Source organism: Streptomyces sp. 17_S59, from assembly GCF_056930295.1.
Map to the genome: position 1 here is coordinate 4,002,280 of NZ_JBXOWD010000001.1, position 23,939 is coordinate 4,026,218.

Annotated in this window: 29 protein-coding genes; 2 read left to right on the forward strand and 27 right to left on the reverse strand. The window is 69.2% G+C overall.

The window, feature by feature from the left end:
• Positions 1-133: 133 nt before the first annotated feature.
• From AC1Z4A_RS17970 to AC1Z4A_RS17995, 6 genes are all read right to left on the reverse strand, one after another.
• A complete protein-coding gene (locus tag AC1Z4A_RS17970) occupies positions 134-943 on the reverse strand; it encodes an aminoglycoside phosphotransferase (protein ID WP_483680058.1) in 810 nt (269 codons plus the stop codon).
• A gap of 86 nt (positions 944-1,029) precedes the next feature.
• On the reverse strand, positions 1,030-1,200 hold the full coding sequence (locus tag AC1Z4A_RS17975) for a hypothetical protein (RefSeq protein ID WP_483680060.1): 171 nt from the start codon (positions 1,198-1,200) through the stop codon (positions 1,030-1,032).
• A gap of 11 nt (positions 1,201-1,211) precedes the next feature.
• Complete coding sequence (locus AC1Z4A_RS17980) at positions 1,212-2,312, reverse strand: radical SAM protein (RefSeq protein WP_483680062.1); 1,101 nt, start codon at positions 2,310-2,312, stop codon at positions 1,212-1,214.
• A 31-nt stretch (positions 2,313-2,343) separates the two neighbouring features.
• On the reverse strand, positions 2,344-2,808 hold the full coding sequence (locus tag AC1Z4A_RS17985; protein WP_483680064.1) for an NUDIX hydrolase: 465 nt from the start codon (positions 2,806-2,808) through the stop codon (positions 2,344-2,346).
• A 378-nt stretch (positions 2,809-3,186) separates the two neighbouring features.
• Positions 3,187-3,387 carry a DUF397 domain-containing protein gene (locus tag AC1Z4A_RS17990; protein ID WP_483680066.1) on the reverse strand — a complete coding sequence of 67 codons (201 nt, stop codon included), beginning with the start codon at positions 3,385-3,387 and terminating at the stop codon, positions 3,187-3,189.
• A gap of 13 nt (positions 3,388-3,400) precedes the next feature.
• The gene (locus AC1Z4A_RS17995; RefSeq protein ID WP_483680068.1) at positions 3,401-4,255 is read right to left on the reverse strand and encodes a helix-turn-helix domain-containing protein; all 855 of its coding nucleotides are present in this window, start codon (positions 4,253-4,255) and stop codon (positions 3,401-3,403) included.
• 239 nt (positions 4,256-4,494) lie between these two features.
• Between AC1Z4A_RS17995 and AC1Z4A_RS18000 the strand changes: the two genes are divergently transcribed.
• A complete protein-coding gene (locus AC1Z4A_RS18000) occupies positions 4,495-4,941 on the forward strand; it encodes a hypothetical protein (RefSeq protein WP_483680069.1) in 447 nt (148 codons plus the stop codon).
• A complete protein-coding gene (locus tag AC1Z4A_RS18005) occupies positions 4,938-5,198 on the forward strand; it encodes a hypothetical protein (protein ID WP_483680070.1) in 261 nt (86 codons plus the stop codon). The genes AC1Z4A_RS18000 and AC1Z4A_RS18005 overlap by 4 nt, the downstream gene beginning before the upstream one ends.
• Positions 5,199-5,676: 478 nt before the next feature.
• Here the strand turns inward: AC1Z4A_RS18005 and AC1Z4A_RS18010 are convergent, their stop codons facing one another.
• The 21 genes from AC1Z4A_RS18010 to AC1Z4A_RS18110 form a co-directional block, all read right to left on the reverse strand.
• Positions 5,677-5,937, reverse strand: coding sequence for a hypothetical protein (locus AC1Z4A_RS18010; protein ID WP_483680072.1), 261 nt, complete (start codon positions 5,935-5,937; stop codon positions 5,677-5,679).
• Complete coding sequence (locus AC1Z4A_RS18015) at positions 5,934-6,197, reverse strand: hypothetical protein (RefSeq protein WP_483680073.1); 264 nt, start codon at positions 6,195-6,197, stop codon at positions 5,934-5,936. Before AC1Z4A_RS18015 ends, AC1Z4A_RS18010 begins: the two co-directional genes overlap by 4 nt.
• 21 nt (positions 6,198-6,218) lie before the next feature.
• The gene (locus AC1Z4A_RS18020; RefSeq protein WP_483680074.1) at positions 6,219-7,013 is read right to left on the reverse strand and encodes an N-acetylmuramoyl-L-alanine amidase; all 795 of its coding nucleotides are present in this window, start codon (positions 7,011-7,013) and stop codon (positions 6,219-6,221) included.
• A gap of 74 nt (positions 7,014-7,087) precedes the next feature.
• Positions 7,088-8,482 (reverse strand): hypothetical protein, encoded by a 1,395-nt coding sequence (locus AC1Z4A_RS18025; protein WP_483680075.1) that lies wholly within the window; start codon positions 8,480-8,482, stop codon positions 7,088-7,090.
• Between the two features lie 99 nt (positions 8,483-8,581).
• Positions 8,582-9,283 carry a hypothetical protein gene (locus tag AC1Z4A_RS18030; RefSeq protein WP_483680076.1) on the reverse strand — a complete coding sequence of 234 codons (702 nt, stop codon included), beginning with the start codon at positions 9,281-9,283 and terminating at the stop codon, positions 8,582-8,584.
• Positions 9,283-10,380, reverse strand: coding sequence for a hypothetical protein (locus AC1Z4A_RS18035; RefSeq protein ID WP_483680078.1), 1,098 nt, complete (start codon positions 10,378-10,380; stop codon positions 9,283-9,285). The genes AC1Z4A_RS18030 and AC1Z4A_RS18035 overlap by 1 nt, the downstream gene beginning before the upstream one ends.
• Positions 10,381-10,400: 20 nt before the next feature.
• Positions 10,401-11,393 (reverse strand): hypothetical protein, encoded by a 993-nt coding sequence (locus AC1Z4A_RS18040; protein ID WP_483680081.1) that lies wholly within the window; start codon positions 11,391-11,393, stop codon positions 10,401-10,403.
• A gap of 13 nt (positions 11,394-11,406) precedes the next feature.
• Positions 11,407-12,294 carry a phage distal tail protein gene (locus AC1Z4A_RS18045; protein WP_483680083.1) on the reverse strand — a complete coding sequence of 296 codons (888 nt, stop codon included), beginning with the start codon at positions 12,292-12,294 and terminating at the stop codon, positions 11,407-11,409.
• A gap of 21 nt (positions 12,295-12,315) precedes the next feature.
• On the reverse strand, positions 12,316-14,733 hold the full coding sequence (locus AC1Z4A_RS18050; protein ID WP_483680085.1) for a phage tail tape measure protein: 2,418 nt from the start codon (positions 14,731-14,733) through the stop codon (positions 12,316-12,318).
• 230 nt (positions 14,734-14,963) lie between these two features.
• Positions 14,964-15,446 carry a DUF7426 family protein gene (locus tag AC1Z4A_RS18055; RefSeq protein WP_483680087.1) on the reverse strand — a complete coding sequence of 161 codons (483 nt, stop codon included), beginning with the start codon at positions 15,444-15,446 and terminating at the stop codon, positions 14,964-14,966.
• A complete protein-coding gene (locus tag AC1Z4A_RS18060; RefSeq protein ID WP_483680089.1) occupies positions 15,446-15,961 on the reverse strand; it encodes a phage tail tube protein in 516 nt (171 codons plus the stop codon). Before AC1Z4A_RS18060 ends, AC1Z4A_RS18055 begins: the two co-directional genes overlap by 1 nt.
• Positions 15,962-15,974: 13 nt before the next feature.
• On the reverse strand, positions 15,975-16,406 hold the full coding sequence (locus AC1Z4A_RS18065) for a minor capsid protein (RefSeq protein ID WP_483680091.1): 432 nt from the start codon (positions 16,404-16,406) through the stop codon (positions 15,975-15,977).
• 1 nt (position 16,407) lies between these two features.
• Positions 16,408-16,761, reverse strand: a complete 354-nt coding sequence (locus AC1Z4A_RS18070; RefSeq protein ID WP_483680093.1) for a hypothetical protein — start codon at positions 16,759-16,761, stop codon at positions 16,408-16,410.
• Positions 16,758-17,081 (reverse strand): hypothetical protein, encoded by a 324-nt coding sequence (locus AC1Z4A_RS18075; protein ID WP_483680095.1) that lies wholly within the window; start codon positions 17,079-17,081, stop codon positions 16,758-16,760. The genes AC1Z4A_RS18070 and AC1Z4A_RS18075 overlap by 4 nt, the downstream gene beginning before the upstream one ends.
• A complete protein-coding gene (locus tag AC1Z4A_RS18080) occupies positions 17,075-17,470 on the reverse strand; it encodes a hypothetical protein (RefSeq protein ID WP_483680097.1) in 396 nt (131 codons plus the stop codon). The genes AC1Z4A_RS18075 and AC1Z4A_RS18080 overlap by 7 nt, the downstream gene beginning before the upstream one ends.
• Entirely contained in the window at positions 17,470-18,438 is a 969-nt protein-coding gene (locus AC1Z4A_RS18085; protein ID WP_483680098.1) for a major capsid protein, read from the reverse strand. The genes AC1Z4A_RS18080 and AC1Z4A_RS18085 overlap by 1 nt, the downstream gene beginning before the upstream one ends.
• An 18-nt stretch (positions 18,439-18,456) precedes the next feature.
• On the reverse strand, positions 18,457-19,077 hold the full coding sequence (locus tag AC1Z4A_RS18090) for a hypothetical protein (protein WP_483680102.1): 621 nt from the start codon (positions 19,075-19,077) through the stop codon (positions 18,457-18,459).
• Positions 19,078-19,163: 86 nt separating this feature from the next.
• Positions 19,164-19,334 carry an Rmf/CrpP fold protein gene (locus tag AC1Z4A_RS18095; RefSeq protein ID WP_483680104.1) on the reverse strand — a complete coding sequence of 57 codons (171 nt, stop codon included), beginning with the start codon at positions 19,332-19,334 and terminating at the stop codon, positions 19,164-19,166.
• Between the two features lie 19 nt (positions 19,335-19,353).
• Complete coding sequence (locus tag AC1Z4A_RS18100) at positions 19,354-21,567, reverse strand: phage minor capsid protein (RefSeq protein ID WP_483680106.1); 2,214 nt, start codon at positions 21,565-21,567, stop codon at positions 19,354-19,356.
• Positions 21,568-22,042: 475 nt separating this feature from the next.
• Positions 22,043-23,515, reverse strand: coding sequence for a phage portal protein (locus tag AC1Z4A_RS18105; RefSeq protein ID WP_483680107.1), 1,473 nt, complete (start codon positions 23,513-23,515; stop codon positions 22,043-22,045).
• Positions 23,502-23,933: an HNH endonuclease signature motif containing protein gene (locus tag AC1Z4A_RS18110; protein WP_483680109.1), complete on the reverse strand. Its 432-nt coding sequence runs from the start codon at positions 23,931-23,933 to the stop codon at positions 23,502-23,504. The genes AC1Z4A_RS18105 and AC1Z4A_RS18110 overlap by 14 nt, the downstream gene beginning before the upstream one ends.
• Positions 23,934-23,939 lie beyond the last annotated feature (6 nt).

Genomic DNA, 23,939 nt, shown 5'->3' on the forward strand with positions numbered 1-23,939 from the left:
TAAACCGTACGCAACCAGTAGCCGAGTGGAGCCTCGGGGGCGGGTGTGGGCGCGTTCATCACGTCACGGTGTTGAGCCGAATGGGCCGGATGTGGGTCCGCCTGCCAGGGGGGAGTGTGGCAGGCGGACGGCATCAACGGGCGGATCGGTGAGCGGCCCAGAGCTGGGCGGCGTCGAGCATGCGCTGTGTCCATGGGTCGGGGTCGGGGCCGGCGATCTCCTCCCACATGTTCGCGTTGGCGGCGGCGAACGCGGCGATCCCTGTTCGTGAGGCGGTGTGCCAGGCAGGGACGCGTGCCGCCCATGCCTCGGCGGACTCCGGGGAGTGTCCGCCGGCGGCCATGAGCCAGATCACCCAGTACGCGGCGTCGAGCCAGGGGGCCCCGCGGGTGGCCCATGCCCAGTCGACTAGCAGGGCCTGCTCGTCGTCCACGATGACGTTCTCGTTGTTGAGGTCGGTGTGGAGCAGGGCGGGGCCGGCGAAGAGTTCGGCGTGCGACTCGTGGGCGACGTAGGCGTGCAGCCGCTGTTCGGCTTGGCGCAGTTCGATGTCAGGGCAGGGGATGCGGCCGAGGCGTTCGAGGGTGGCGGCGACCTTGGGCAGGTCGGGGGAATCGGGGGAGTAGTCGGCGTGGTGGCCGTCGAGGGCCTGGAAGGCGAGCAGGTCCCACCCTTCGGTTTCGAGGCGCCAGAGAAGGGCGGGGGCGACTCCAGACAGGTAGGGGGCGACCTCGGCCTCGCGCCGCTGTGTCCATGCGCGGGGGTGGTCGCTGCGGAGTCCCTTGACGTGGCAGGTGCCGGTCTCGGAGTGGACGCGGGCGGAGATTTCGCTGTTGAAGCCGGCCGCCGATGACTCGATCTTGAGTACGGGGCCGGTGTGCTCTTCTACCGCCGTCTGCACGGCGGGGGGGAGTTCTTCGAAGGTGATCCGGGTGGTAGGCAAGGTGTCTCCTGACGACGAACGGGCCCCACAGCGTATGAACGCTGTGGGGCCCGCGCAGGGTGTTGTCGACTACCGGTACGGGGTGTCTACCGGTACGGGTTGTCGTCGTTGCAGCCGGGCGTCGAGCCGGTGGTGAGGGCCTCGACGTCGTCGACGATGAGGACGCCGGCCGGGTCGGGCTCGGCGGGCGGGGGCGGGGCCAGCGTGAGGTTCAGGGTTGCCGGCCGGGGACTGATCTCCACTGCTACAGCGGTCATGCGAGGTCTCCTCAGTTTCCGTGCTGACAGTAGGTGTTCAGTGGTGCCTTCGCTTCCTGGTATGCCTTCGCGAGGGGGCGGCAGACTCGGCAGGTTGCCGAGAGTGCGCACCCGCTACAGCCACCGGTGCGAAGCATCTGGGCGTCCGCGATAGCTGGCAGACGCACGAGCCCGTCGATCCCGTCGGTCATGAGGTCGATCGGGTTCTCGCGTCCGATCTTGCACATGGTCGCGCGGCCGTGGGGGTCGACGTGGAAGAAGGTGTGGCCGGCGGGGCAGCCCTGAAAGACGGTGCTCTTGTCGAGGTGCTCGGGGGATTGCGCGGCGAGGGGGTCGGGGCCGCCGGTGTAGGTGGGGGAGATGTTGGCGAACTCCTTGTGCGTGACGCCGTACTGCTCGGCGACAGCGCGCATCGCGTCGAGTTCGTGCGCGTTGTGCTTGGTGATGATGATGGTGAGCTCGACGGGCAGGCCGGCGTCGCGCGCGGCGCTCAGGCCGCGCATGGTGTTCTTGAACGATCCCTTGGCCCGGGTGAGGCTCTCGAAGCTGTCCGCGGTCGCGCCGTAGAGGGACACGGTTACCTTGTGCGGCGGCATGTCCGTGAGGAGGTCGATGTGCTGGTGCAGTCGGCTCCCGTTGGACAGGATCTCGATCATCATCCCCATGCGGTACGCGTGCTCGTAGGCGGCGGCGAAATGGGGGTCGATCAGTGGCTCGCCGCCGGTGATCTGGAGCCAGAGCACGCCGGCGTCGCGGAGCATGGCGAGCATGTGCAGCTTGTCGTCGAGCGAGAGGCCGTCGAAGGGGCGGGCGGCGAGGAAGCAGTGCGCGCAGGCGAAGTTGCAGCCGAGGTTGATTTCCCACGTGGCGCGGCTGTACCCGAGGGCGGTCACCGGGCGAACGAGCACGGCGTCGTCGCTGCGCTTGCCGGCGAGGTCGAGGCCCCATGCGGTGTTCGCGGCGTCCACGAGCCATGGGGGGACGTCGAGGCAGGCGTCGACCGCGGCGGCGAGTTCCTGATAGAGGGCGTGGGGTATCCGCATGCCGGCCCGTGCACCGGGTCGGACGATGACGCGGGTGGCTTCCTGGGGGCTTGCGATGACTGCGTGCATGGATCCTCCGAGGCGAGGGTGCAGTCGTGCGTCAGGCGGGCAGGGAAAGGGGTTGAGTGATCCGAAGCGCGTTGCGCAGGTAGGGGGCACCGGTCTTGTTCTTGAGCGCTGCGAGTGCAGCGTCGAGGCACCGTCGGTCGTACCCGGTCAGCGTCGGGTGAAGGTAGATCGGGTTCAAGAACGCCAGTCCGGTCACGTCGTCCGGTAGTGGGCCGGCGAGGAGGGCGTGAGCCTCGGAGTCAGTGAGCTGTCCGCAGTAGAAAATGAAGGTGAAGCGGTCACCCATGGCGCCGAGCGGGATCGCTTCCATGTGGTCGACGGCCAGGAGGGGGCCGGGCGTCATGCGGAGTCCGAGGCGGCGCAGACTGTAGGCGGCGGGCCTTACTGCCGGTTCCTCCAATTTGGATTCGCCGCCCGGCAGTTCAAGGGCGCCCGAGGGGCGGGTCACCATGAGGGGGTGCCCGTGGCGGTTGGTGACGAGGGCTTGTCCGAGCACGCGCCGGCACCCCTCGTCGGCTCTTTCCGCATCTGCTGCAAGTGCCGCTGCTACTGCTGCCTTTGCCTTCTCTGCCGCCCGTGTCATTTGCCCTGCGCGCTCCCTTGAACCTGGGGCTCTCTCCCCCTGCCGACAGGGAAGGGGGCAGGGGGAGAGAGCTTCGGGGGACTCCCGCTCAACCCTCCATAGCAGTGCGGGAGTTACACCGGGCGCAGGACGCGGTCTCGCCGGGCATCCGTCCGGCGCGGCGGTGCAGGGGGAGAACGTAGCGCCGGGCAAGAGCGTCGGCAAGGGTGCTCCGGGGCACCCTTGATGATTGGCATATGACAAAGCCCCCAACGGCAGAGGAAGGGGGCTGGTGGCGGGGGTTGGAGGCCGTCAGTCCGCGAAACGGACGAGATTGCCATCCTTCACTCGAACGAGGAGCGTGGCAAGGGTGTCACGCCCAAAGCTCGCAACCGTGTTCGGGTGGTCACTCTCCCGCATAAGGATCTCGCCATCGAGTTCAGCGATCTCGATGCAGTCCTCCCCGCCGGCCCCGGAAAAAGAGGACTTCTGCCAGCGTATTTCTGCACTCATTTTCAGCGGTCTCTCATAGGTCTCGGGCGATGTGTCGAATGAATTGTCTCGACTCTTCAACGTCGAGGGCGGCCTCTTCGGCAATAGTGATCAATTCGCGATATTGAAGTAGCTCCGCCTCGGTGTTGAGAAATCGGCCGCCGAACGGCATGTCGATGCGCACCGTATCTAGTTGAGGGACAGGGCCGCCCGCGTAAAGCACGGGATGCGTGACCTCGATGAAACCCTCGCTAGTGAAAGGGATTACGCGTACGGTTACTTGGGGATGTGTGGCAACATCCATCAGGTGTTCGAGCTGGTTGCGTGCCACCTTGCGCCCGCCGAAGCGCATCCGCAGTGCGGCTTCATGGATGGTGACGTCGACCGGTGGGGGCGTCGCCGCCTGCATGATCTCTTGTCGGCGCATGCGGTGCTCGACGCGCGCCTCGATTTCTTCGGGCGGAAGCTTCAGGTGGGCGGCGCTGAAAAGCGCTCGGGCGTACTCCTCGGTTTGAAGCAAGCCCGGGATGGTGACACTCTGCACCGAAGTCAGTGAGGTTGCGTGGTGTTCAAGTTCCGCAATGTCAAGGAATCCCGGAGCAAGGATGCCTCGGTAGTCATCCCACCAAAATTGGCCACGATGTTCACGGGCCATTGCGCACAGGGCGTCAATGAGCGGCGCGTCGTTGCACATGTAGAAAACGGCAAGGCGGCGGATTCGCTCTTCGCTGACACCGATCCGACCGGCCTCGATGTTGCTGATCTTGGCCTGATCTGTCGACAGCAGCCCGGCGGTTTCGCGCGCAGTCTTGCCGGCACGCTCTCGCAACTTGCGTAGCTCGATCCCCAATCGCGCCTGGCGAGCAGTCGGGTTGTCCCGTGGTGGCATGTGTCCCTTCCCCTGGTTGATGCGAGTGTCCCGCTAACGGTGTCACGGGTCCACTGGCGGCACCAGGCGTGTGGAAAAGGTTGCTCCGGAGAATGGTTGCCACTACCTTCCTCGTAGCACCGCGCAGCGCGTCGGGAAGATCCGAAGTGCAGCCGCCGCGCGCCCAGTTGAGGGTGCCCCGGGGGCGGCCGAGCCACGGACGACGTGACGGTGGTGCGCCACGACGTTGGGAGACACCTGTGTGTACAACGACGCCAAGCCGTCCCCGCCCCACCGGACAGTTATCAATCAAGTTCACCGCGCCGCCGGACTGGCAGGCGCCCAAGATCGCCCGCGACCGCATAGCGGCCTTCCTGGCCGCGAACGGGCAGCCCGAGCTCGTCGACGATGCCCGTGTGTGCGTGTCCGACGCGGTCACGCACATGATTCCCCGCATCGGTGGCCCGATCGAGGTCCGGGCCGCTCTGAGCGCGTCGGTCCTATTCGTCTCGGTGGGAACGGACACCACCTCAGCCCAGATGCGGGGCCGCCGTGAGCGTCGCACCACTGAGGGGCACCACCGGCTGAGGCTGTTAGAGCTCCTCGCGCACGCGTCCGGAGTGACCTGGACATGGAGCCGAGACGCCAACGTCCTCGGCAAGCACACGTGGTTCAAGCTGCGCCGGCCTTCCGAGGGGGCCGCGTGATCAAGCCTCAGCGATTCAGCCTGAGCCACGTGGGCTGGCGCACAAACCGCGTGTACTGGCTCTACTTCGATGCTCGCTTGATGGTGGAGCTCACGCCGGCACTGGCCCGTGATCTGGCCTACGAGCTCGCCGAATACGTTGGCCTTGAAGTGGCCCCCTCCGAGCCGCGGATCGCGCGTGTGGCGCGGCGCCTGCGGTCGCTCGTCTGCCGCCGCTCATCCCTCATGAACAGGGGGGCGTCCCATGCGCGCCGCTGATCCTGGGCCCGTCGTCGTCGGCAGTGTCGTCCTTGCCCTGACGGCCCTTCTCTTCCTGCTGCTCCTGCTCTGGTGGCTGCTGCCCGATCCGCACCGCGGCTTCACCCCGCCCCCGATCGGTAGTCCCGGGAAGCGGTACCGGTGCCACTGCTACCAGGAGCCCGTGACGGTGACGGTCCTCGCCTCGATCGAGGACGAGAGGAAATTCGCTGCCCGAGGCCGTCGACAACGGCGGCACGCCCGCCGAGCGCGCCGCTCATGGCGCCGCATTCGTCCTACACCACCCGGTCACGAGGGGGCGGGCGGTATAGGACCGGGGAGACTCCCGCGCCGGCAGCCGCAGAGGCATCCCGCCCGGTGAATCCCCGAACGCAGGGCCCGGTCGATGGCTGTCGACCGGGCCCTGCTGCACGCCCCCCAACGACAAAAAGCGCCCCCGGCGCCGGCACAAGGCCGGCACCGGGGGCGCGTCTACGTGTCAGTGGGCAATCGTCTGCCAGAGGGACAGGAGCAGCGCTGCGAGCGCGACCACGGCGGCCACGCTCGGCAGGGGCCAACGAGCGCGTTCGAGCTCGTCGACGCGGGCGTCGAGGTCGACGAGCCGGTTGTCGGTCTGGTCGCTGCGCTGGACGAGCAGCGCGAGCTGTCCGTCGAGGCGCGCGAACCCTACCTCGACACTGCGGTGCAGCCGCTCGAGTTCGAGCGCGACCGGGGTCGGGTCGGGCGGGGGAGTGGTCACCGGGTGCCGTCCCGCGGGCGGTCGAGCGCGCGCAGCTCGGCGTCGCGGTCGGGGGCGGTGCGCAGCCATCCGGGCATGAGTGCCTGAACGCCGGGCAGGGCCATCACGCGGGCGAGGCCACCGGCGATGGCCAGGGCGCCGGCGACCCACGGCAGGGCGCGGGGGATGCCGGCGGCGTCGACGATGGCGGGTAGGAGTACGGCTAGGGCGACGGCTGTCTGCACCACGGTGCGGATGGTGTGGCGGGATGCATCGGTCATGGGGGTTCCTCTCGGTAGGGGTCAGACCTTCGGTACCTTGAGCGCCGCCCACTGACGGGGGCCGAGCCATCCGTCGCAGAACTCGAGAGCGTCGCCCAACTTGATCTGGAACAGGCGAGCGGACTCGACGTCCGCATCGGTCATCTCGGGGCCGGGGCCGATCTCGTAGGCGTCGCACCCCTCTTCGACGAGGCGCTCGCCCATGGCGGTGATGACGGGCGACGTCGGGTAGCTCTTGAGCCACTCCTCGCCCGGGTATGGCTCGTACTGCGGGGCGGGCGCCGGGGTACCGCTGGCCGCCTTCACGATGCCGGGGAACACGACGTCGTAGAACTGCTGCACCCTCTGATCGCCAGGGCAGTCCGTGCCGCCGTCGCTCCACGGGGCATAGAGCCGGTGGAAGCCGAAACCGGGGTCGCTCGCGGAGCGGCAGATGCGCAGGGGGATGTCGTGGCGCTGGTGCATCCACGCCCCGAGCTGAATAAGCGTCTCGACCTGTTCCTCGGTCCACGGGTCGGAGGCGTCATCGTTGCTGGCGGTCTCGACGCTGACGGCGCCGGTGCCGTCGCTGCGCCGGTTCGCGAGGTAGTTCGCGTCAGCCCGGGTTTCCGTGCCGATGTACTGGGCGATAGTGCCGTCGTACCCGACGCCGAAGTGGCTTTCGAGAAAGGTCGAGTCGCGCCAGTACTCGTACGTCCTGCGCGGCGACCACGGCGCCGCGATGCTGTGAAAGATGACCTGCGTCGGATCGATGGCCGGCTGATCATCGCTCTCGGGCTGCACTTCCATGCGCTGTGCGCGGGGGTACCAAGCCATGCCAGTTGTCTCCTCATGAAAAAGCCCCGCTCCGGTGATCCGGGCGGGGTGGGGGTTGATGAAATTGGGGGGCCTCAGCCAATGCCGGCCCAATAGCAGGTGCTCGCCTCGGCGAAGTCGCCGAGCGCGAGCTGCGCCGGCAGAGTCGTAAGGGTGGTCGACGAGGTCTGTAGCCACCGGTGCACGCCGTTGACGTCGGCCGCGCGGGCACCGGACGTCGTCGCGCTCGCGCCCCAGTTTGTTGCCGCGAGGAACGGCACCGACGCGCCAGTGCCCTTGATCAGGATCGCTACGTAGTAGCTACCGGCGGCGAGACTGACCGACGTAGACAGCGGCAGCAGGGCCATCTGGCCACCGATGTTGTGCGTCTCGGGAAGGGACGCGGTCACGTTCACCGTGGCGGCCACCCGGGCGAGGCTCTTGTCGTAGATCCCCAGGTACGCGGCCGTGACGCCGGAATTGGGCTTGTCGTAGCCCATCACATGAACGGCAATCTTGCTGATCGTGGCCGATGCGCGGAGCGGTACGCCCACGAGGTACAACCGGCCGGCCTCGCTCGGCGAGTCCCCCGGGGTGCGCGACGTCGTGTGCAGGTCATACGCCCACGCGCGCAGCCCGTAGTCGTCCGGCAGCCACACCCCAGGAAGCGCTGGCGCTGCGACCGGGAGCTGCGCGGCCGGCACCTTCCCGGCCGAGTCGAGCGCGGCGACGCCGTTCGCCGCGCCGCGGGCGGTGGTGGCGATGGCGCCGACCTGAGCGGCGGTGTGGGTGTGAGCGGCGGGTGCCGCGCCGACTGCTGCGGCGTCGAGCTGCACGCGGCCCGTGCGGTCGTTGACGGACTCGACCGCGCCCCCGCCGGTTGAGGAGGGGAGTTGTGCAGCAGGCACTCGGCCGTCGGCCCCGAGGGTGGCCACGCCGCCGGCGGCGCCGGCCGCGGCGGCGGGGATAGCGCCGACGTGCGTCGCGGTGAGGGTGATCGCCGCGGCGGAGATGTTGTTGACGGACTGGACGACGCCGGGCGAACCCTGCGGGCCGGCTGGCCCGCGGTCGCCCTGGGGGCCGGTGGTGCCTCGGGGGCCGACGAGCGACGCCAGCCACTCGGTACGGGTGCCGACGTATCCCTCGGCGAGGGCGACCTCGTACGCGGACGGGCCGCGCTCGCCCCGCTCGCCGCGTGGGCCTTCTACGGGTACGTACTGGGGCTTGGTGGGATCGGTGGGGGCGACGTCGGCGAGGTCGACGAGCGGGTGCTTTGCCGGTAGGAGGAGCTGATAGCTACGGCCGGCCGGGATGCCCGAGAGTGCTTCGGTGACGGTGATCGATCCGCCGGCGGGGTCCATGCCGGGGGCGTCCGTGGCAGGCAGGGTGACCTCGATCTGCCCTTGAGCGTCGAGCGGAGCAATGACCGGGCCGCCGAGGATGACGTCGGCCTCGGGGAACGTGAGCTGTGACTGATAGCGAAAGGTCACGTTGCCGGAGAGTGGGCGCCCGTCGGGACTGAGAAAGCGCCCGCGCACCGTGACTGTAGGTATGGATTCGGGGAGCAGGGAAACCCCCTCCTTCGTGGGTTACGTCTCGCGGCCGTAGAGCATTTTGGGTTGGGCGTAGACGGATCCCGTCCCGCTGGTGCGGCGGGCCTCGACGGTGATTTCAACAAGGGCACCGGGGTCGGCTCCGGTAAAGCCGACGTAGTCAAATACGTCGCCGACCTTTACGGTCGGCCCCCATACCTTTCCGCCCACGAGTACACGCACTTCACCATTCGTTCCACTGTCCGCAGCCGTGTGCATGAAAAGGCGAATCTTGGGCTGCCAAACGGAATTGAAGGATTGTGCGATCAGAGAGAAATCGCTGTTGCTCGTACGTGGCCACAAGGTAGGGCTGCTGGCCTGTGGCGGGAGTAGGCCGAGGTACGGGAAGGCGATGCCTCCCGTACGTACATCGTCGGCCCAGATCTCGTTTCCTTTCGCATCCCAAAGGCGAAGCGGCTGCGGGATGTTGTCGTCGTTGCCAACCCGAATGGTCAGTGCGGACGTACCGTTCTGGCGGCCCAAGTGCAGGCCGTACTCGCCATTTGGCCACCGGCCCACGCCAAGGATCTGGGATCCGTTGGGGGCGTATACGCCGAGGGTGCCGCCCTCGCCGATCCTGATGTCGCCCTTCTGTACCTGGTTCATGGCGGGCCGGATCTGGCTTCTTCCTGCGAGCTCGCGCACCTGGCGCTCGAGCTCGCGGATTCGGTCGAGGAGGTCAAGGGGAACTGCTGCCATTACGCGGACTCCAGGAAGAGGCGGGCGGTTTCGGGCCGGCCGCGCTGGGGCGGGCTGACGGCAAGGCCGACGATGCGATAGCGCTCGTCGAGGCCGTTCGGCCACCACAGGTCACGGATACGGAGTCGGATTGTGCCTCCGAGCAGGGCCGGCGTGATCGAGCCGTCCATCAGCACCGTGATCTCGGGGATGGTGCGAGGCGCGCGGGCGCGCGCGTAGTCGGCGCGGGCGTGGTTGTCGAGCACGTCCGGCGTGATCACCGTTTGGTAGTCGCTTGAGCCGTCCAAGCGGGGCAGGCCGGCGGCGATGGCCTCGTCGTCGACAAGGAGTTTGGACATGAGCGGGACCGACTCGGCCGCCTGGTTCTGGTTGACGCTCGCGCCCCTGCTCTGCCACGCGGTCGCAACGGTCGTGGCGTCGACGGGCCAGGCATAGGACTGCACGGGCCCGGGGTGGGTGAGCACGATCTCGGACGTGCCCGTACGGATCGGCGCACCGAGCACGAGCCGTTTCGTGCGGCGCCCCGATTGTGGGTCGCGGTACGAGGCGATGCGCCACTCGAAACCACCCTCGGTCTTACCGAGTTGGTCGATCAGTTCCCGGATCCGAGGGAGGTCATAGCGGCTGTACGTACGGTCGCGAGGCATGCCCGAAACCTCCGTGCTCACCTCGATCCCGATATCGCCCCCAGGCGTTGACTGCGCGTAAGTGATCAAGGAGCGAACGATGTCGTACTGATCGATCCCGGCGGCGATCTGCGAGTCGAAAAGGATCCGGTGATCAAGATACGAATCCCAACTCCCAGCCTGTATCTGCATGGAGACAAACCCGCGGTCGTTCGAGGAAACCGAGGCAGTCCAGATGATCCCGCCCCACCAGATTTCCCGCCCGCGCTCGATCCAAAGCGCCGTACGCCCCGGAACAACCGCCATACGGATCCGTTCCGCGAGAGAGGCGTTCGGGATGGGCAGTGTGCCGGAGGCGGCGCCCGTCTTTCCGATGTAGTCGTCGAAACTGACACCTTGCAGAGGCAGAGCGTCGAGCAGTTGATCAGTGCGCAGGTCGCAGAAGAGCGCCCGATAAGCGGGAGCCAGCATGTCACCCCCCCCGCGGCGAGTTAGTCGGTCGTGTAGGTCACTCCATCGAGGCTGATCCACTGCGGGAGCTCGACAAACTCATAGGTCCGCACCACTCCGCCGGGCTGAATTTCAACCCGGCACACCGATGGCGCCTTGTTGCTCTGATCACGGGGAGACGCCCACGCGAATTCCTTTCCGCCGGCCGGGCGGATTGCTGCGGGAAGGGTCAGGATCGTTGCGCCGTTGGGAATCGTGGTGCCGGCCTTGGTGGGGCCGATGCGCCCGCGGAGCATGACCATGGGGCCGAGGCGGCGCCAGCCGGCGGGCATGCCGTGCCCGGGGTTGCCGTAGCCCGGTGCCAGGGCGAGGGGCTGCCATCCGGAGTCGTAGGGGTAGGGGAGCCAGGCGCGGGTGGCGGCGTTCCAGCGTTCGAGGCCGGTTACTCCGTTGTCGCGGTACTGACCGTCGTGGGCGCCGTCGAAAGCCAGTCCCCAGCCGCGGGGGATGATCCCGCCGTACGCCGCGGTGAAGCGGCGGCGGTCGGCCAGGGCGCGAGTCCAGTCGAGGCCGCCGACGCCGGCCGAGGCGCCGGCGGGAACGGTGATGTCCCACAGCCGCAGCACAGCCGAGGGCAGGGTCGGCGGCGAGGGCGTGGCGCTCGGGGAACCCTGCACGATCTCGAGGGCGACCGCGGTCTGCTGGCTCGTGTCGTACTGGCCGTCGTAGACGTGCAGCACCACGGAGTCGATCCGAGTGAATTGGGCCGAGCCATCGGCCACCGTGAGGGTTTCCGGAGCGCTGACGACGACGGGATAGGCGCCCTGCGCGGCGGTGCCCTGCACGATGGCCCGGCCGATGCCGATCTGCACCTGCATGGGGCCGACACCAGTCGCGGCCAGAGGGTTTCCGCCGGCGATCACGCCGTCGCGGGTGACGAGCTCGGACTCGGGCGCCATGGCACCGAGGGGAGCGAGACGGGAGTCGGCACGGGTCTGCCCGGTCGAGGGCAACCATGCGGCGCGCACGGTCAATGGGGATGCCTCCTTACCAGTAGGCCGAGCGCCACCGCACGGAGCAGGCGGCGCGGGGATCGGTGGAACCGGGGGCCGCGCGGAAGACCAGCGAGGTTGTCCCCGGGGCGAGGGTGAACTGCTGCTCGGGCACGCTGCGCGCAGTCACCGTGTAGAGCCGCGACGCCGTCGAGTTGAGTACGACCGTGCCGGCGCCGGTGTCGACGAGCAGCTCGTCGTCGGCCGCGAGGGCGATGTCGTACTCGAGCGTCTGGCCCGTGTCCACATTGGTCAGCGACGGTCGGTCGACAGGGCCGCGGAAACGGATGGTGGGGTGTGTCTTGGCGTCGCCGGCGTTGACGACGGCCAGGGCGCCGGTTGCCCCAGGTGCGCCGAAGTCGAGCGGGTACAGCAGCGACTCGGGCCCGGGATCGAGGTGCCAGTCGAGGCCGGGCTCAAGGCGCGGTAGGCGGGCCTCGAGGCTCTGCTCGGCGACGGTGTACCGGCGCGGGTCGGTGGCCTCGAATTGCAGCGCACCGCCGACCACGACGCCGACGGGGTAGCCGGCCCGGGCCACGGGGATGCTGCGGCGCAGACATCGGGCCCAGCACATCAGCGGCTCGGCGTCGTCGAGGCGGATCGCGAGGGGCAGCTCGTCGTCGCCGAGCGCGGTCGCGGCGGCCAGATGCCGCACCATCGTGCCCATGGCGCCCGGTTCGGAGCGCAGCACCAGGCCATCGAGGGTGATCGTGCGCGGTTGCGCAAGCAGGCGGCCCGGGTAGGCGCCGTGCCCGTCGGCGCGGTTGACGGTGCCGCTGTCGAGGCCGGGGGAGTCCTCCCACCCGCTGAGCGACTGCCATCGGTACGGGGTGCCGGGGCCGAGCAGGACGTCGCCGAACTGCACGTGCCCCGGCAGGCTCACGCGATCTCCGGGGGCCATCGATCACCCCCTCGACTTCGCGTGCCACAGCAGCGCCGCGGCCGTTTGATCGGCCGACGCCGCGCCGGCGTGCCAGTTCTCAATGTGCACAGCGGGACCGCCCCAGCCTCCGGCCGAGTTGCTCATGGCCGGGGCGCCAGCGGTCGCGAACTGCGGGGCGGGCGGGACGGTGACGAGCGAGCGCATGGTGCGGTCGATCGCCGGGGCGCCGGCCTTGATGCCCTCGACGACGCCGGCCGGGATGAACCGGCCGATCTGGTCCCGCATCACACGCGACGGGCTGTGAATGCCGAGGGCTTTCGCGATCGGCCCGGGAATCATGTCCCGCGCCCATGACATGAGTTTGGAGCGCAGCCACCCGCCCATGCCGACAATGCCATTCCACAGGCCGCGGATCAGATCCTGCCCCTTGCCGAACAGCATCGATCCGAAGTCACCGAAGAATCCGACGATGCGCCCGGGCAGGCTGCGCACATAGTCGAGCATGGCGCCCGCGGTGCGTACAGTGCCGTCCTTGATGGACGACCAATGCTTGATGATCAGGCCGGGTAGCGTCCAGTTCAGGAAGAAGCTAACGACGAGGCCGGGTATCCCCCTGACCCAATCCACGATGGCGTTCCAGATACGGACGGTTCCGGAACGTATGGAGTCCCAATGGCTGATGATGATGCCAACGAGGGTGAAATTGAGGAATAGGTCAAGCAGGAACTGTGCAACGCTTTTGATCTTGGCCCAGACCCAATCCCATGCCGCAATCGTCGCGTTCTTGATCGTGTCCCAGTTCGCCACGATCAGGGCGACGAGGCCGACAATTCCCGCGATGATCAGGGGGATTGGGCCCATGGCGAGCAGCCAGGCCGCAGCCATCCGGAGCGCCTGAATCGTGGCCTGCGTGCCCATGAGGATCCACGAGCCGACCACACTCAGCGCGGCCCCCGCCGCCGCGGCGCCCTGTAGTGCCCAACCGCCGATGATCAGTGTGTTTACCGCGATAAGCCGGGCCGCGGCAGCGATGCCGGCCGCGCCCTGAGTCACCCACCCTGTGACCACAGCGGCCGTGGTGGTTGTGGCCTGCGTCGCGAGCTGTACGAGAGTCGGCAGCATCACGAGCGTGATCACGCCGGCGGCGATAGTCAACTCGGTTGCGTGCTCTTGGATGAAGGTTTTTCCCTGCTCGTACGCCTTTCCGAGTCCGCCCGCCCCGACCCAATCGGCCAGTTTTTCAATGACCGGGATAGCCTGACTTCCAAGGAAGTTGACGAACTTCTGCTCTACGGCTCTTTTGAAGACCTCGACTTTGGTTGCGGCGTTGTCGCGCATGGCGTCGCCCGCGGCGTCGGTGGCACCCTTCACCTTGCCGAGTGCCTCGACGGCGTGCGCAGGGTCGAGGGCGTAAATCGCCTGCTGCATATCCTCGAACTTCGTGCCAAAAAGCCCGAGGGCGATCTGCGATTTCTTGGCAGGATCCTGGACGGCCCGGAGTTTGGTGATGACCTCTTCGAAAGCCTTCCCGGCGGCAGGTCCGCCCTTCTGGAAGACCTCTTGCATCTTCTCGCCCGACAGGCCGAGGTCGGTATACGCCTGCGTGGTGGTATCGCTCATTCCCTGCGCTTGCAGGGTGAATTCTTTCAATGCGTCCGCGACGACATCAGCGTCTCGCGCACCGCCCTTGAGCCCCTGCGACAGCAGACCCATAGACGTCTGAGCATCGAGACCGAGCTGCCGGAACTCGGTCGGGTATTCGCTGTAGGTGTCGAGCAAGTCCTCAGCGGCGTTGGTCCCGTTCTGCGTGCCCTTGACGAGCACGTCCATAGCCTCATCAGCGTTCTTCGCGAGGCCGTTTTTCAGCATGGTGCCGACGGCCCGCGACACCTTGCTGACGTCCTCGCCCATGACGGACGCGGTGTCAGCGACCTTGCGGCCCATCGTCTGAATCTGGTTCTGCGTCGCTTCGGGCGGCAGGAGACCCTGTTGCGCGATGCCGCGCATGACCTCGGCGCCGTCCTCGACCGAGTCGACGACGGCCGAGGAGTACAGTGCGCCGGCAGCCTTGCCGTACTCCGCGGCGACCGGCCCCGAAGCGCCCATCTGCGCGCGGAGCTTGCCGGCGATCTTGCCCTGATCGAGGGCCTGTCCGATCCCGCCCATGAGCGCGGCGCCGATGCTGATACCGGCCACCGCCGCGCCGATCTTCGACAGGCCCGACCGGATCGCGTTGGATGCCTTCTCACCACCGGCGCGGGCGCCTTCGGCGACGCCGTCGCCGAGCTCCTGGCCGGCCTGCTGGCCGGCGCGGTCGGCGGCCGCGGCGATCTGCGCCCCGCCGGAGCGCACCTCTCCCTCGGCGCGCTGCATGCCGGGTGCTACCTGGTTGCCGTCGACGGTGAGGGTTGCTGCGAGCTCGCCCACGCGGAGGGTCACCGTGCATCACCTCCGGGCGGGAACACCACCCCCTTTGGGGATGGCGGGATCGGGCGGGGGTGTGAGCACGCGGGCGAGGCGCGATTCGGCGCTGAGCAGGCCGAGGATGCGCACGCGGAGCCAGCGCCACGAGCGGGCGCGGAGCAGGGATAGGTCGCCGGCGTCGATGCCGTAGATCTCGTGCAGGTCAGCCTCGACGAGGGGCCACTCGGCGAGGATCTGCGGCCACGTCAGCGACGGGCCGGCCGCGGCCTTGCGCGGCCGGTGGCCTTCCGGCCACTCGTACCACTCGTAGAGGCCGGATTCGGGGTCGAGCTCGCCCCGGCCGATCGGCTGCGGCGCGCCGCCCGGTTCGGGGCCATCCGAGAAGGGTCGCCACCGCTGTTCCAGTAGCTTTCGGCCGCGGCCTTGTCCTGCGAGATCCACACCACGGCCGTAATCGCCGCGTGCTTGAGCGCGGGCCACTTCACGCCGTCGGCGATCATCGCCCCGTAAGCATCGCCGAGGACGTCCCCGTACAGGTCGCGCTCGCCGGCGTCCGTGAGCATGGTCTCGTCGACGCGCCCGCCGTCGGCAGCGACCGCGGCAGCGTGAACGAGCTTCTGTACCCGCAGACCGACCTCGGCGGACGGCGCGGGGACGGTGTAGACCGTGCCGGCGACCGGCAGGGCGAGAGTCTCGTCGAGCAGCTCGCCGAGGGCCTCGAACGCCATCAGCTACCACCCCCCACGGTCTTGGGCGGGGTGCCGGCGACCGGGTTCGTGATCTGCACCAGCGGGCCCGACCCGGTAAGCGTGACCTTGATCGAGTCGATCTCGTCCGGGCCACCGCCGTCGGGCTCCCACGTCACCAGCGCGGTACCTTCCTGCGCGTCGTCCTGGCCGGTGCGGTCGAAGTACCGGACGCGTACGTACGAGGCGGCGCCGAACGACATCGACGCCTTCCTGAGCGCTTCCTGCGCCGCATTGAACTTCCCGGTCACCGGGTGTGCGCGATGCGCCATCGTGACTTCGACGGACCACGCGAGCATGGTTACCGCCTGCTCGGACCAGCCGTCCGCGTCGTACGAGGTGACGTCCTGCTGCGTGGGTTCAATCTTCGGGGTGAACTCGGTGACGCCGGGGACAAGGGTCCAATTCGGCGTACCGCTCGTGCCCATATCGAGCTCGAGCCGATACCGCCGCGCGAGCGCGGTAACGGTCTCGGCCGGCGGTGTCGGCGTAGTCAAAAGGGGTGCCCTCCTATTCGAGGCGTGGGTGCGCGCGGTGCGCAAGTACGCGGTAGTTGGATGAGCGCTCCATGCGGTCGGCGGAGTCCGCGCCGATGGGCGCGCCGGAGCTGCGAGTGATGAGCTGCACGCACGCGGCGCCAAATTGGGACATAGCGACACCTTGCAGGGCGTCGTACGCGGCGTCGTCGAGGCGGTCGACCTCGCGCGGATCCGCGCCCGCCCGGGTGCGCACCTGCACGCCCGTGGTGGTGTCGGTCAGCACTGAGGAGTCGGCGACCACGTAGGCGGACAGACAGACGACGCGGTCGGGCGCCGGCGGCATGGTGGCGATGGTGATCGCCACCTCGTCCGGGGCGTACGCGCCCTCGGGCCGGTAGGTGCCGACGCCAGCGGCGTCGAGTAGGCGCGCGAGACCGTCGAGGAGGTCGGTCGTGTACGACACGTCAGCCGCCCAGTGCGCGCCGGACCTGCGCGGCGATCAGTGCCTGCACCTCGGCGGAGACCTCTGGCAGCACTGACTCGAGGTACTTTGCCGTCCGGCCAGGGGCGTGCCGGGCGGTCATGTCCTCGTGCACCCGGCGGGCGTATGGGGTGTCGTAGCTGACGGCGGCGACGAGCTGCTGCTCGTCGACGGACGCCGCTCCTGACCGTTCGAGGGTGCCCTCGGCGATCGGTACACGCTGTCGGGAAGCGGCGAGGGTGTGCTCGGCGCCGAGCAGCAGACCGCGGGCGGCGGCGCGCCGCATGAGCTCGGTTGCGGCCTGGCCGTGCCATTGGACGCGTACGGACTGGCTCACTCGCAGGCCACCTCCGTACAGGCGGGCACGGGCAGGCCCGGCGCGGTGTGGTGGGCGACGGTGATCGCGGTCGTGACGCGACCACTCGGCAAGGTGACCCGGGATCCGGGTGGGCAGTCCAGCGTCGGCCCGGCGATCAGCGTCGCCGACGCGGTGACCTGCCGTCCGTCCGGGGCGCGGACAAGCCGCGGCTGCTCGTCGACGAGCGCGGGCACGTCCGAGATTGCGTGCCCATGCTGGGCGCCGTACGCGCCCTCGCCGACGTACGGCTCGACGCTGATGCGGTGGCGCAGCAGGGCGGGCGGAACGCGAGTCACCACGCGATCACCCGGCCCGGTTCGAGGCCGGCGCGGCGCAGGGCCCGGTCGGCGCGCGGGGCGAGCTCGACACCCGAGGCGCCGGTCGTGCGCGAGGCTCGGCCGGACAGGCTCACGGGGCCGATCGAGACGGAGTCCCACACGCCGCCGGCGCCGGTGCCGTCATCGCCGGTGGCGAGCTGGTACTCGACCTGCGCGCACGTGGCGTCGGCGAGGGCCTGCGCGATGCGCGGCTCGAGCGGGTCGCCGTCGTCGTCGACCGGGTACACCGCCGTCAGCAGCGCCGAGTCGACGTCCTCGCTTGCCCGGGCGATCAGCCGCTCGGCGTCGGCCGGCGCGGGCCGGCCGAGCCAGGCGGCGAGCTGCTCGGGGGTGGCGTAGGGGCGCCGCATTAGGCGACCGCCGGCTGCACCTTGATCCCGCGCCACACAGCTGCGGCCTTGGTGGCCTTGAGGACGACGGCGACGGGGCCGAGCTCGACCTCGCCGCGCTTGACCGCGCCGGCGGTGGTGAAGTCGGGCAGCCACTGCCGCACGAGTCCCCCGCCCACGGTCGAGACACCGTGGAAGCCGTCGAGGCCGAGGCGGACCGCGTACAGGTCGGTTACGCCGGTCTTGCCGTCGACGCCGATCACGGGATCGGCGGTGCCGGCCTTGGCCCCCAGGTCGATGAACGGGATGCCGTTGTACGCCTCGACGGTCTGCCCGAACGCGTTCTCGGTGCGGCTGTAGTAGCCGGCCCGGCGGGCAAGCGAGCGAATCCTCGCGATCGTCTTCTTGTTGCCGAGCAGGGCAGAGGGGGTGTCGTCGAGCAGGCCGAGGAACTCGTCGAGGGAGTCGAGCGCGTTGTGCGCGGCGCCCTGATCAGCCGGCGTCGACCAGTCGGCCGCGGCCTTGAACTCCGTGGCGGTGCCAGTGAGGACCTTGGACAGCCCCTCGAAGCCCGTCGCGGTCGCGGTGTTGCGCGTGCCGTTGATGACCTGATCGGAGAAGAACGCCCGCGCGCTCTTGATCGTCTGCCCCATCTGGAACGTGACTTCAGCGGTGGCGGCGGGGCCGAGGTTGGACAGCACACGGTCGATCTCGAACGCGCCACCGAGCACCGACAGGTCGACGGTCGCGCGGGTGCGCTTGGCCTGCTCGGTGCCGTACTCGGTCCCGAGCTGGCGGAACGCGGCGGCACGCTCGGAGACGAGACGGGTGTAGCCGTACGTCAGCGTCGCGCCGCCCCCGGCGGGGTTCACGACGTCGTCGAATGTGAGATTGTCGAGCAGCCAAGAGGACTTGCGGAACTCGTCGATCACCATCAGGTCGATGTCGTCCTGCGTGTTGAGCTTGGCGTCGGCAAGGGTGATCGCCATAGGCGGTACTCCAGAGGGTTAGGCGCCAAGCCGGGCGGCGATGGCGTCGCGAAGGGTGGCCGGCGTGCGAGGCGCGCCGGGGGCGCCGTTGAACTCCGCGCCGCCCCGCATGGGGCCGGCCGGGACGGCGCGGTACAGGTCGGGGTCGGCCTCGACTGCGGCCGTAATCGCCGCGGCGAGCTGCTCGCCGAACTTTCCGTCGGCCGGGTCGAGGCCGGCGAGCGTGTCGACGAACGCCCGGGAATTGAGCAGCCGGTCGGCGCGGGCGCCCTGCTCGGTCGCGGCCCGGTAGGCGGCGAGCTCCACATGGGCTGTGCGCAGCTCGGCCGCGGCGTCGGCGAGCTGCTTGTCGCGCTCGGCCACGGCGGCGGCGAGCGCGGCCGGGTCCTGCTCGCTGCCGTCGGCGTCAGGGTTGAGCGCCTTGTTCACCGCGTCGAGTGCGGACTGCAACTGGCCGGCGCGCTCCGCCTCGGCGTCGGCGCGCTGCTGCGCCTCGGCGAGCTGCTTTTCGGCGGCCGGATCCGTCGCCGGTGCGGCGGCCGGTTCCGGCGCCGACGGTGCCGCGGACGGTGTCGGCGGCGCGGGCGTGAGCGTGGTCTCGGCGCCCGTTGCGGTGCTGGTCGAAGTGGGGTCGGACATGGGAAACGGGCCCTCCGGGCTGTGTGCGGGCATGAAAAAGGGCCCGCCGTGTGGCGGGCGCGTGAAGGGTTCGAGGGGGGCTGCGGCTACTCGGCCGCGCCCTCGCCGGGCAGGGGGCGGGCGGCAGCGTATCCGCGCAGCCACGCGGACCGGCGCAGGTCGCCGGCCGGATACGGGCAGGCGGTCGGCCGGACGCGCTCGGCGCCGGCCCGGCGGCCATCCTGCATGGCCCGTACGATGTCGGCCCGCTCAGCCACGATGCGAACTCCCTCGACGTCAGAGCTTGTTGTCGTGATCGGTGCGCCGGGCCCGGGCGATATCCGCGGCCGAGCTGCGCACCCCGGTGATCTTCTCGGTGTACTCGGCAAGCGTAGTGCGCGGGTGCTGGGCCCACCAGCGCTTGAGTTCTTCCGAAGCCCGGGCGTACGCCACGTGTGCCGGCCCGGTGAACAGGCTGATCGGGTCGATGCCGGCGGCGTCGGCCTCGCGGGACAGCAGCACGCCGCGCAGCTCATCCTCGGCGGCGAGGTACTGCGCGTACACGTGCTCGCGGTACATCTCCTGTACCTGCGCGCGGGTGTAGGCGGTGCGCTGCATCTGCTGCTCGGTCTCGCGCTCGGCGATCCAGCGCTCGGCCGCGGACATGCCCTCGTATGGGTCGTCGGGCAGGTCCTCGGCCAGGTGCGCCCAGTCGTCCGGGTCGCTGGCAGGGCCGAGGATCTCGTCGATGGCGGCGCGGTCGGCGAGCTGTCCCTCGACGGTGTGGGCGCCGGCCGCGCGCGGCATCGGGGCCGGCGGATACCGGCGGTCGAGCTCCTCGGCGATGCGCACGGCGTCGTCGTCCCGGGCGTAGCGGATCGCCCACCCGAGGACGTCGTCACCGATGCTCGAGAGATCCGCGGACAGTCGGCCGCCGGGCAAGACGCTGCCGAGCAGGTGCCGGCGGTGCGCCTCGGCGTCGAGGGCCTGGCGCTCGGCGCCGTCCGCGCGGCGCGCCCGGTCGGCGAGCTCGCGCTCGGAAAGGCCGACCAGGTCCCGGCGGGCGCCAGGCAGGGCGGCGTCGACATCGCGCCGGTCCATCTCGGCCATGACGCGCAGCATGTCGTCGTCTCCCAAGTGCCCGGAGGCGCGAGCGAGCTCGTCGTCGGAGAACTGAGCGAGGTTGTCGGCCAAGCGCCCGCCGGGGCGGACGCGGTCGAGCAGGGCCTGCTCGTCGCGCCGGTCGGCCTCGGCGCCGATCCGATCACGGTCGCGCCGATCAAGGACGTCCGAGCGGATCGCCGCGCCGAGCTGCTTGTCGCTCATCTCCCGCAGGGTGCGGTCGTCGCCGGAGCGCACGCGCGCGGCCTCGACCGCATCCTGCGGCCCGGCCGGCGTCTTGCTCGGCAGGTTGCCGCCGCCGATCTGCTCGCGCTCCCGGCGCCGGATGAGCTCGGGATGCGCGGCCAGGTGCTCGCGCTGCTTCTTCTGCCAGGCCCGCACCTTGGCCTCGGCCGCTTTCTTCGCGTCCGGGTCGACTGCGGCGGCGGCGCGCATCTTCCATTTGCGGATACCGCGTTCGATCGCGCGCTGCTTCTGTGATGCCTCGTAGCCGTCCGGGTCCGTCGAGTGCTCGACCGGCGCGCGGGTGACCCCGGGCAGGTATGCGGAGAGGGAATGCCGGCAGTTGGGGTGCTGGAAGCCGGCCCTGCGCGCCTCGTCGACGCTGCCGGCGATGCGCACCTCGACGGCCGTGCCGTCCTCGGTCGCGTGCTCGGCTTCGACCGTACGGGCGCCGTCGGGCCCGTCGAGGGACAGCACCTTGCCCTCGTAAGGCTTGCAGAGGGGGCACTCGTGGGGCGCGTTGGAGACGATCACCAGGGACATGCCGGCGGCGCGCAGCCGGTCACCGTGCGCCTCGACCGCAGCGCGCCCCACGGCTGTGCGCACGGCCATCTCGGCGTACGAGGTCATGGACCACGCGCGGCCGGCCCGGTCGACGAAGGTTTTTAGGCCCCGGTCCGCGAACCGTGCCATTGCGGCTTGTGTGGCTTGGCGGCGGGTGTCGACGCCGAGCAGCGGCGTACCGGCGACCTCGGCAACAACCTGCCGGTAGCCGTCCTCGACGCCACGGAGAATGCCGCGGTGAGTCTGCTCGACCAGGTCGACAGTCTCGTGCGCGAGGCGGTCAACCGCCCGCGTATTGGGGGTGGATTCGGCGATGCGGCGGGCGTCGTCGTCGGCCAGGGCGCCGAGCTCGGCAAGGCCGGCCCGGGCACCGGCGTTGTACGCCTCGGCGACCACGTCGAACACCTCGAGCTGCATCGCGGTCGACAGCGCGTCGACGACGCTCTGAGAAGCACGCCGCAGCACCTGCATGTCGCGCAGCTTGGCCGTGGCCCATCCCGGGGCCTCGAACCCGTCGGCGAGCTGCCGCGCGATGATGCCGAGCAGCCGCTGCTCGGCATCCGCGTACAAGTCGCGGACGCTGGCCGAGAGGTCCTCAACCATGCCCGGATGGATCACTTTGGCCTCACGCTGTAGTTAGTTGAATCACGGCGGCAACCGGTTCGAGGACCTCGAGTGGTGACGTACGGAATGGAGGCGGATCATGGGGTTATGAAGATGACTTCCGACTATGCGGCAACCTCGGCTGTTGTCCTTCTCGGAATAGCTGTTGCCGCCGCTGTCGAGCTGCGTGAGGTCCGTAGAATCACTTGGAAGAGGCTCAGTGATAATCCTGATAGCTGCTTGATTAAGGCAGGCTATTGGGTGGCAACAGTTTTGTGGTTGCCCGCGATCCTTACAATGCTGGTACTCGAATCAATGTGTCTCTATTGGCTGGCGCACGGTGAGAGAAGTGACTCGCCTGGTCTTGCTACGTCGATTTACTGGCTCGCTAGCGTGGCGCTGGCCATGCTTGCCCTGCCTCCGATAATCGTCAATCTCTGCCACGCCATTGGATTTTCTAAGAAGACAATCCCCCCTAGGTAAGGGTGCCAGCCTGCATTGGGTCGGGTACCGCGGTGCCGGTCTCGGTCATGATGCGGTCGACCTCGGTCTGTACTGTGGCGTCGTCCCAGTCGGGGTGAAGGATTCGCACGCGCGTGTCGACGCTCACGGCTTGCGCCTGGTGCAGCAGGGAGAGCGTCTGCGCGACGGACTGCGGGTCCTCGCTCACCGCGTCCCCGAAAGCCACCCGCGGACGCTCCGGCACGAGACTGGGCGTGAACAGGATGCGATCGAGTCGCAGCATGACGCCGAGGATGTGCGTCAAGGCCGGTGCCCAGTACCGGCCCTTCTTGTCGCGGGTGATCATGGATCGGCGCTCGCGGGCGGTGACCTCGGTCGCCGTCGCGGCGACCGCGTCCCCGATTCCGAAGCTTTGGGCCGAGTAGCCGGCCGAGCGGATCGCCTGTTGCACGATTGAGTCGGCCGTCGCCTGATGTTCGGTGACCCTGATCGCGAACTGCGACAAGGTGATACCGGCGCCCTCGGTGGGCGGGATGTTCAGGGCCTGCCAGATTTCTCGGTCGTCGTCGAACGAGGCACCACGGCCGGGGCCTTGATCACGCAGGTAACCATCGGGCACGATCAGCCGAGCACGGGCGAGGCGGATGTCGCGAAGCCAAGATGACCACGTCTCGTCCAGTGCGTCCATGAGGTCATAGATCGGGGCGCCGTAGTCGGAGCGGCCGAACGGCGACCCGCGGTGCCGGCGGTGCGGGCGGATGTTCGGGACGTACACGGCGGTGAGCTCGTCGAGGCCGGTCTCGATGGCATCGCCCTCGGGGCCGAGGGAGTCGGCCAGGCCAGCGGCCTCGGGGTGCTCGGTGAGCGGCACGCGGGTGCCAAGATGCTCGGCCGTTCCCTGGTACAGACCGTGCAGGATGCGGCCCGGCTCGTGTCGCTCGAGGTGACGCCACACGGTCGCGGAATCGGACGCGAGCTCACGCCAGAACGTCACGGCGACGAGCTGACCCCAGCGGAATTCGGGTACTGCCGCATCGGCGTGCACGGCGGTGAGCAACGGGCGCGGAGCAAGGGAGGCATCCCACGTGGCGCGGAGGTAGACACCCCCGAGCGCCGAGGCGATCTCGGCAGCCTCCAAGAGGGCGTTCGCGATACCGCCGTCGTCGACGAGCTCGGCGAGGCGGTCCTGCGTCGCGGAGTCCCCAACGGTGAACACGGGCGGCTCGGAGAAGAGGAGATCCGCGGACGTGGTCGCGATGTCGCCGGCGAGCGGGATGTGCACCCGTCCGTCGCGGCGGCCGGGCTGCTGGTGACGGTGGCGCGCCCACAGGCGACGCCGGCCGTCCTCGCGGCGCTCCTGGTGCCGGTAGACGTCGGCGAGCTTCTTCGGGTCGCCGGAGTACCACGCGTCATCGACCCGCATCGCGTGATACAGCCGCGCGAGCTGCGAGGGCGGCCACGGGGTACCGGCGTCAGGCAGAGGCACAGCTCACCCCCTGTCGACGTCGCCGAGAACGCTCCCGGCCACACACGCGGCATTTCCGGGTACCGTTCGGCGCCCGGTAAGTCGTGGCCTCGGTGAACTCGTGACCACGGATGCAATGGGTTTGCCGTGCACGCCGCGCCGCCCATCCGGCACCGCGCAGCACGTTGGTTCGGTGCGGCACGGCCTCGAGATGGTGCGGATTGACGCACGACCGGTTCCGGCACAGGTGGTCGAGCTCGAGCTCGGCAGGTATCGCCCCGCGAAACGCTGTGTAGGCGACGCGGTGCGCAAGAGCGCTCCGGCCGTTGTGCCACACGCGCCCGTACCCGTCACGGTCGAGCGCGCCGGCCCATTGCCAGCAGCCGAGGGAAGTCTCGTCGATGCGGTCGAGGAACCGCGCGGCCCAGTCACGCGCCATGTCGCC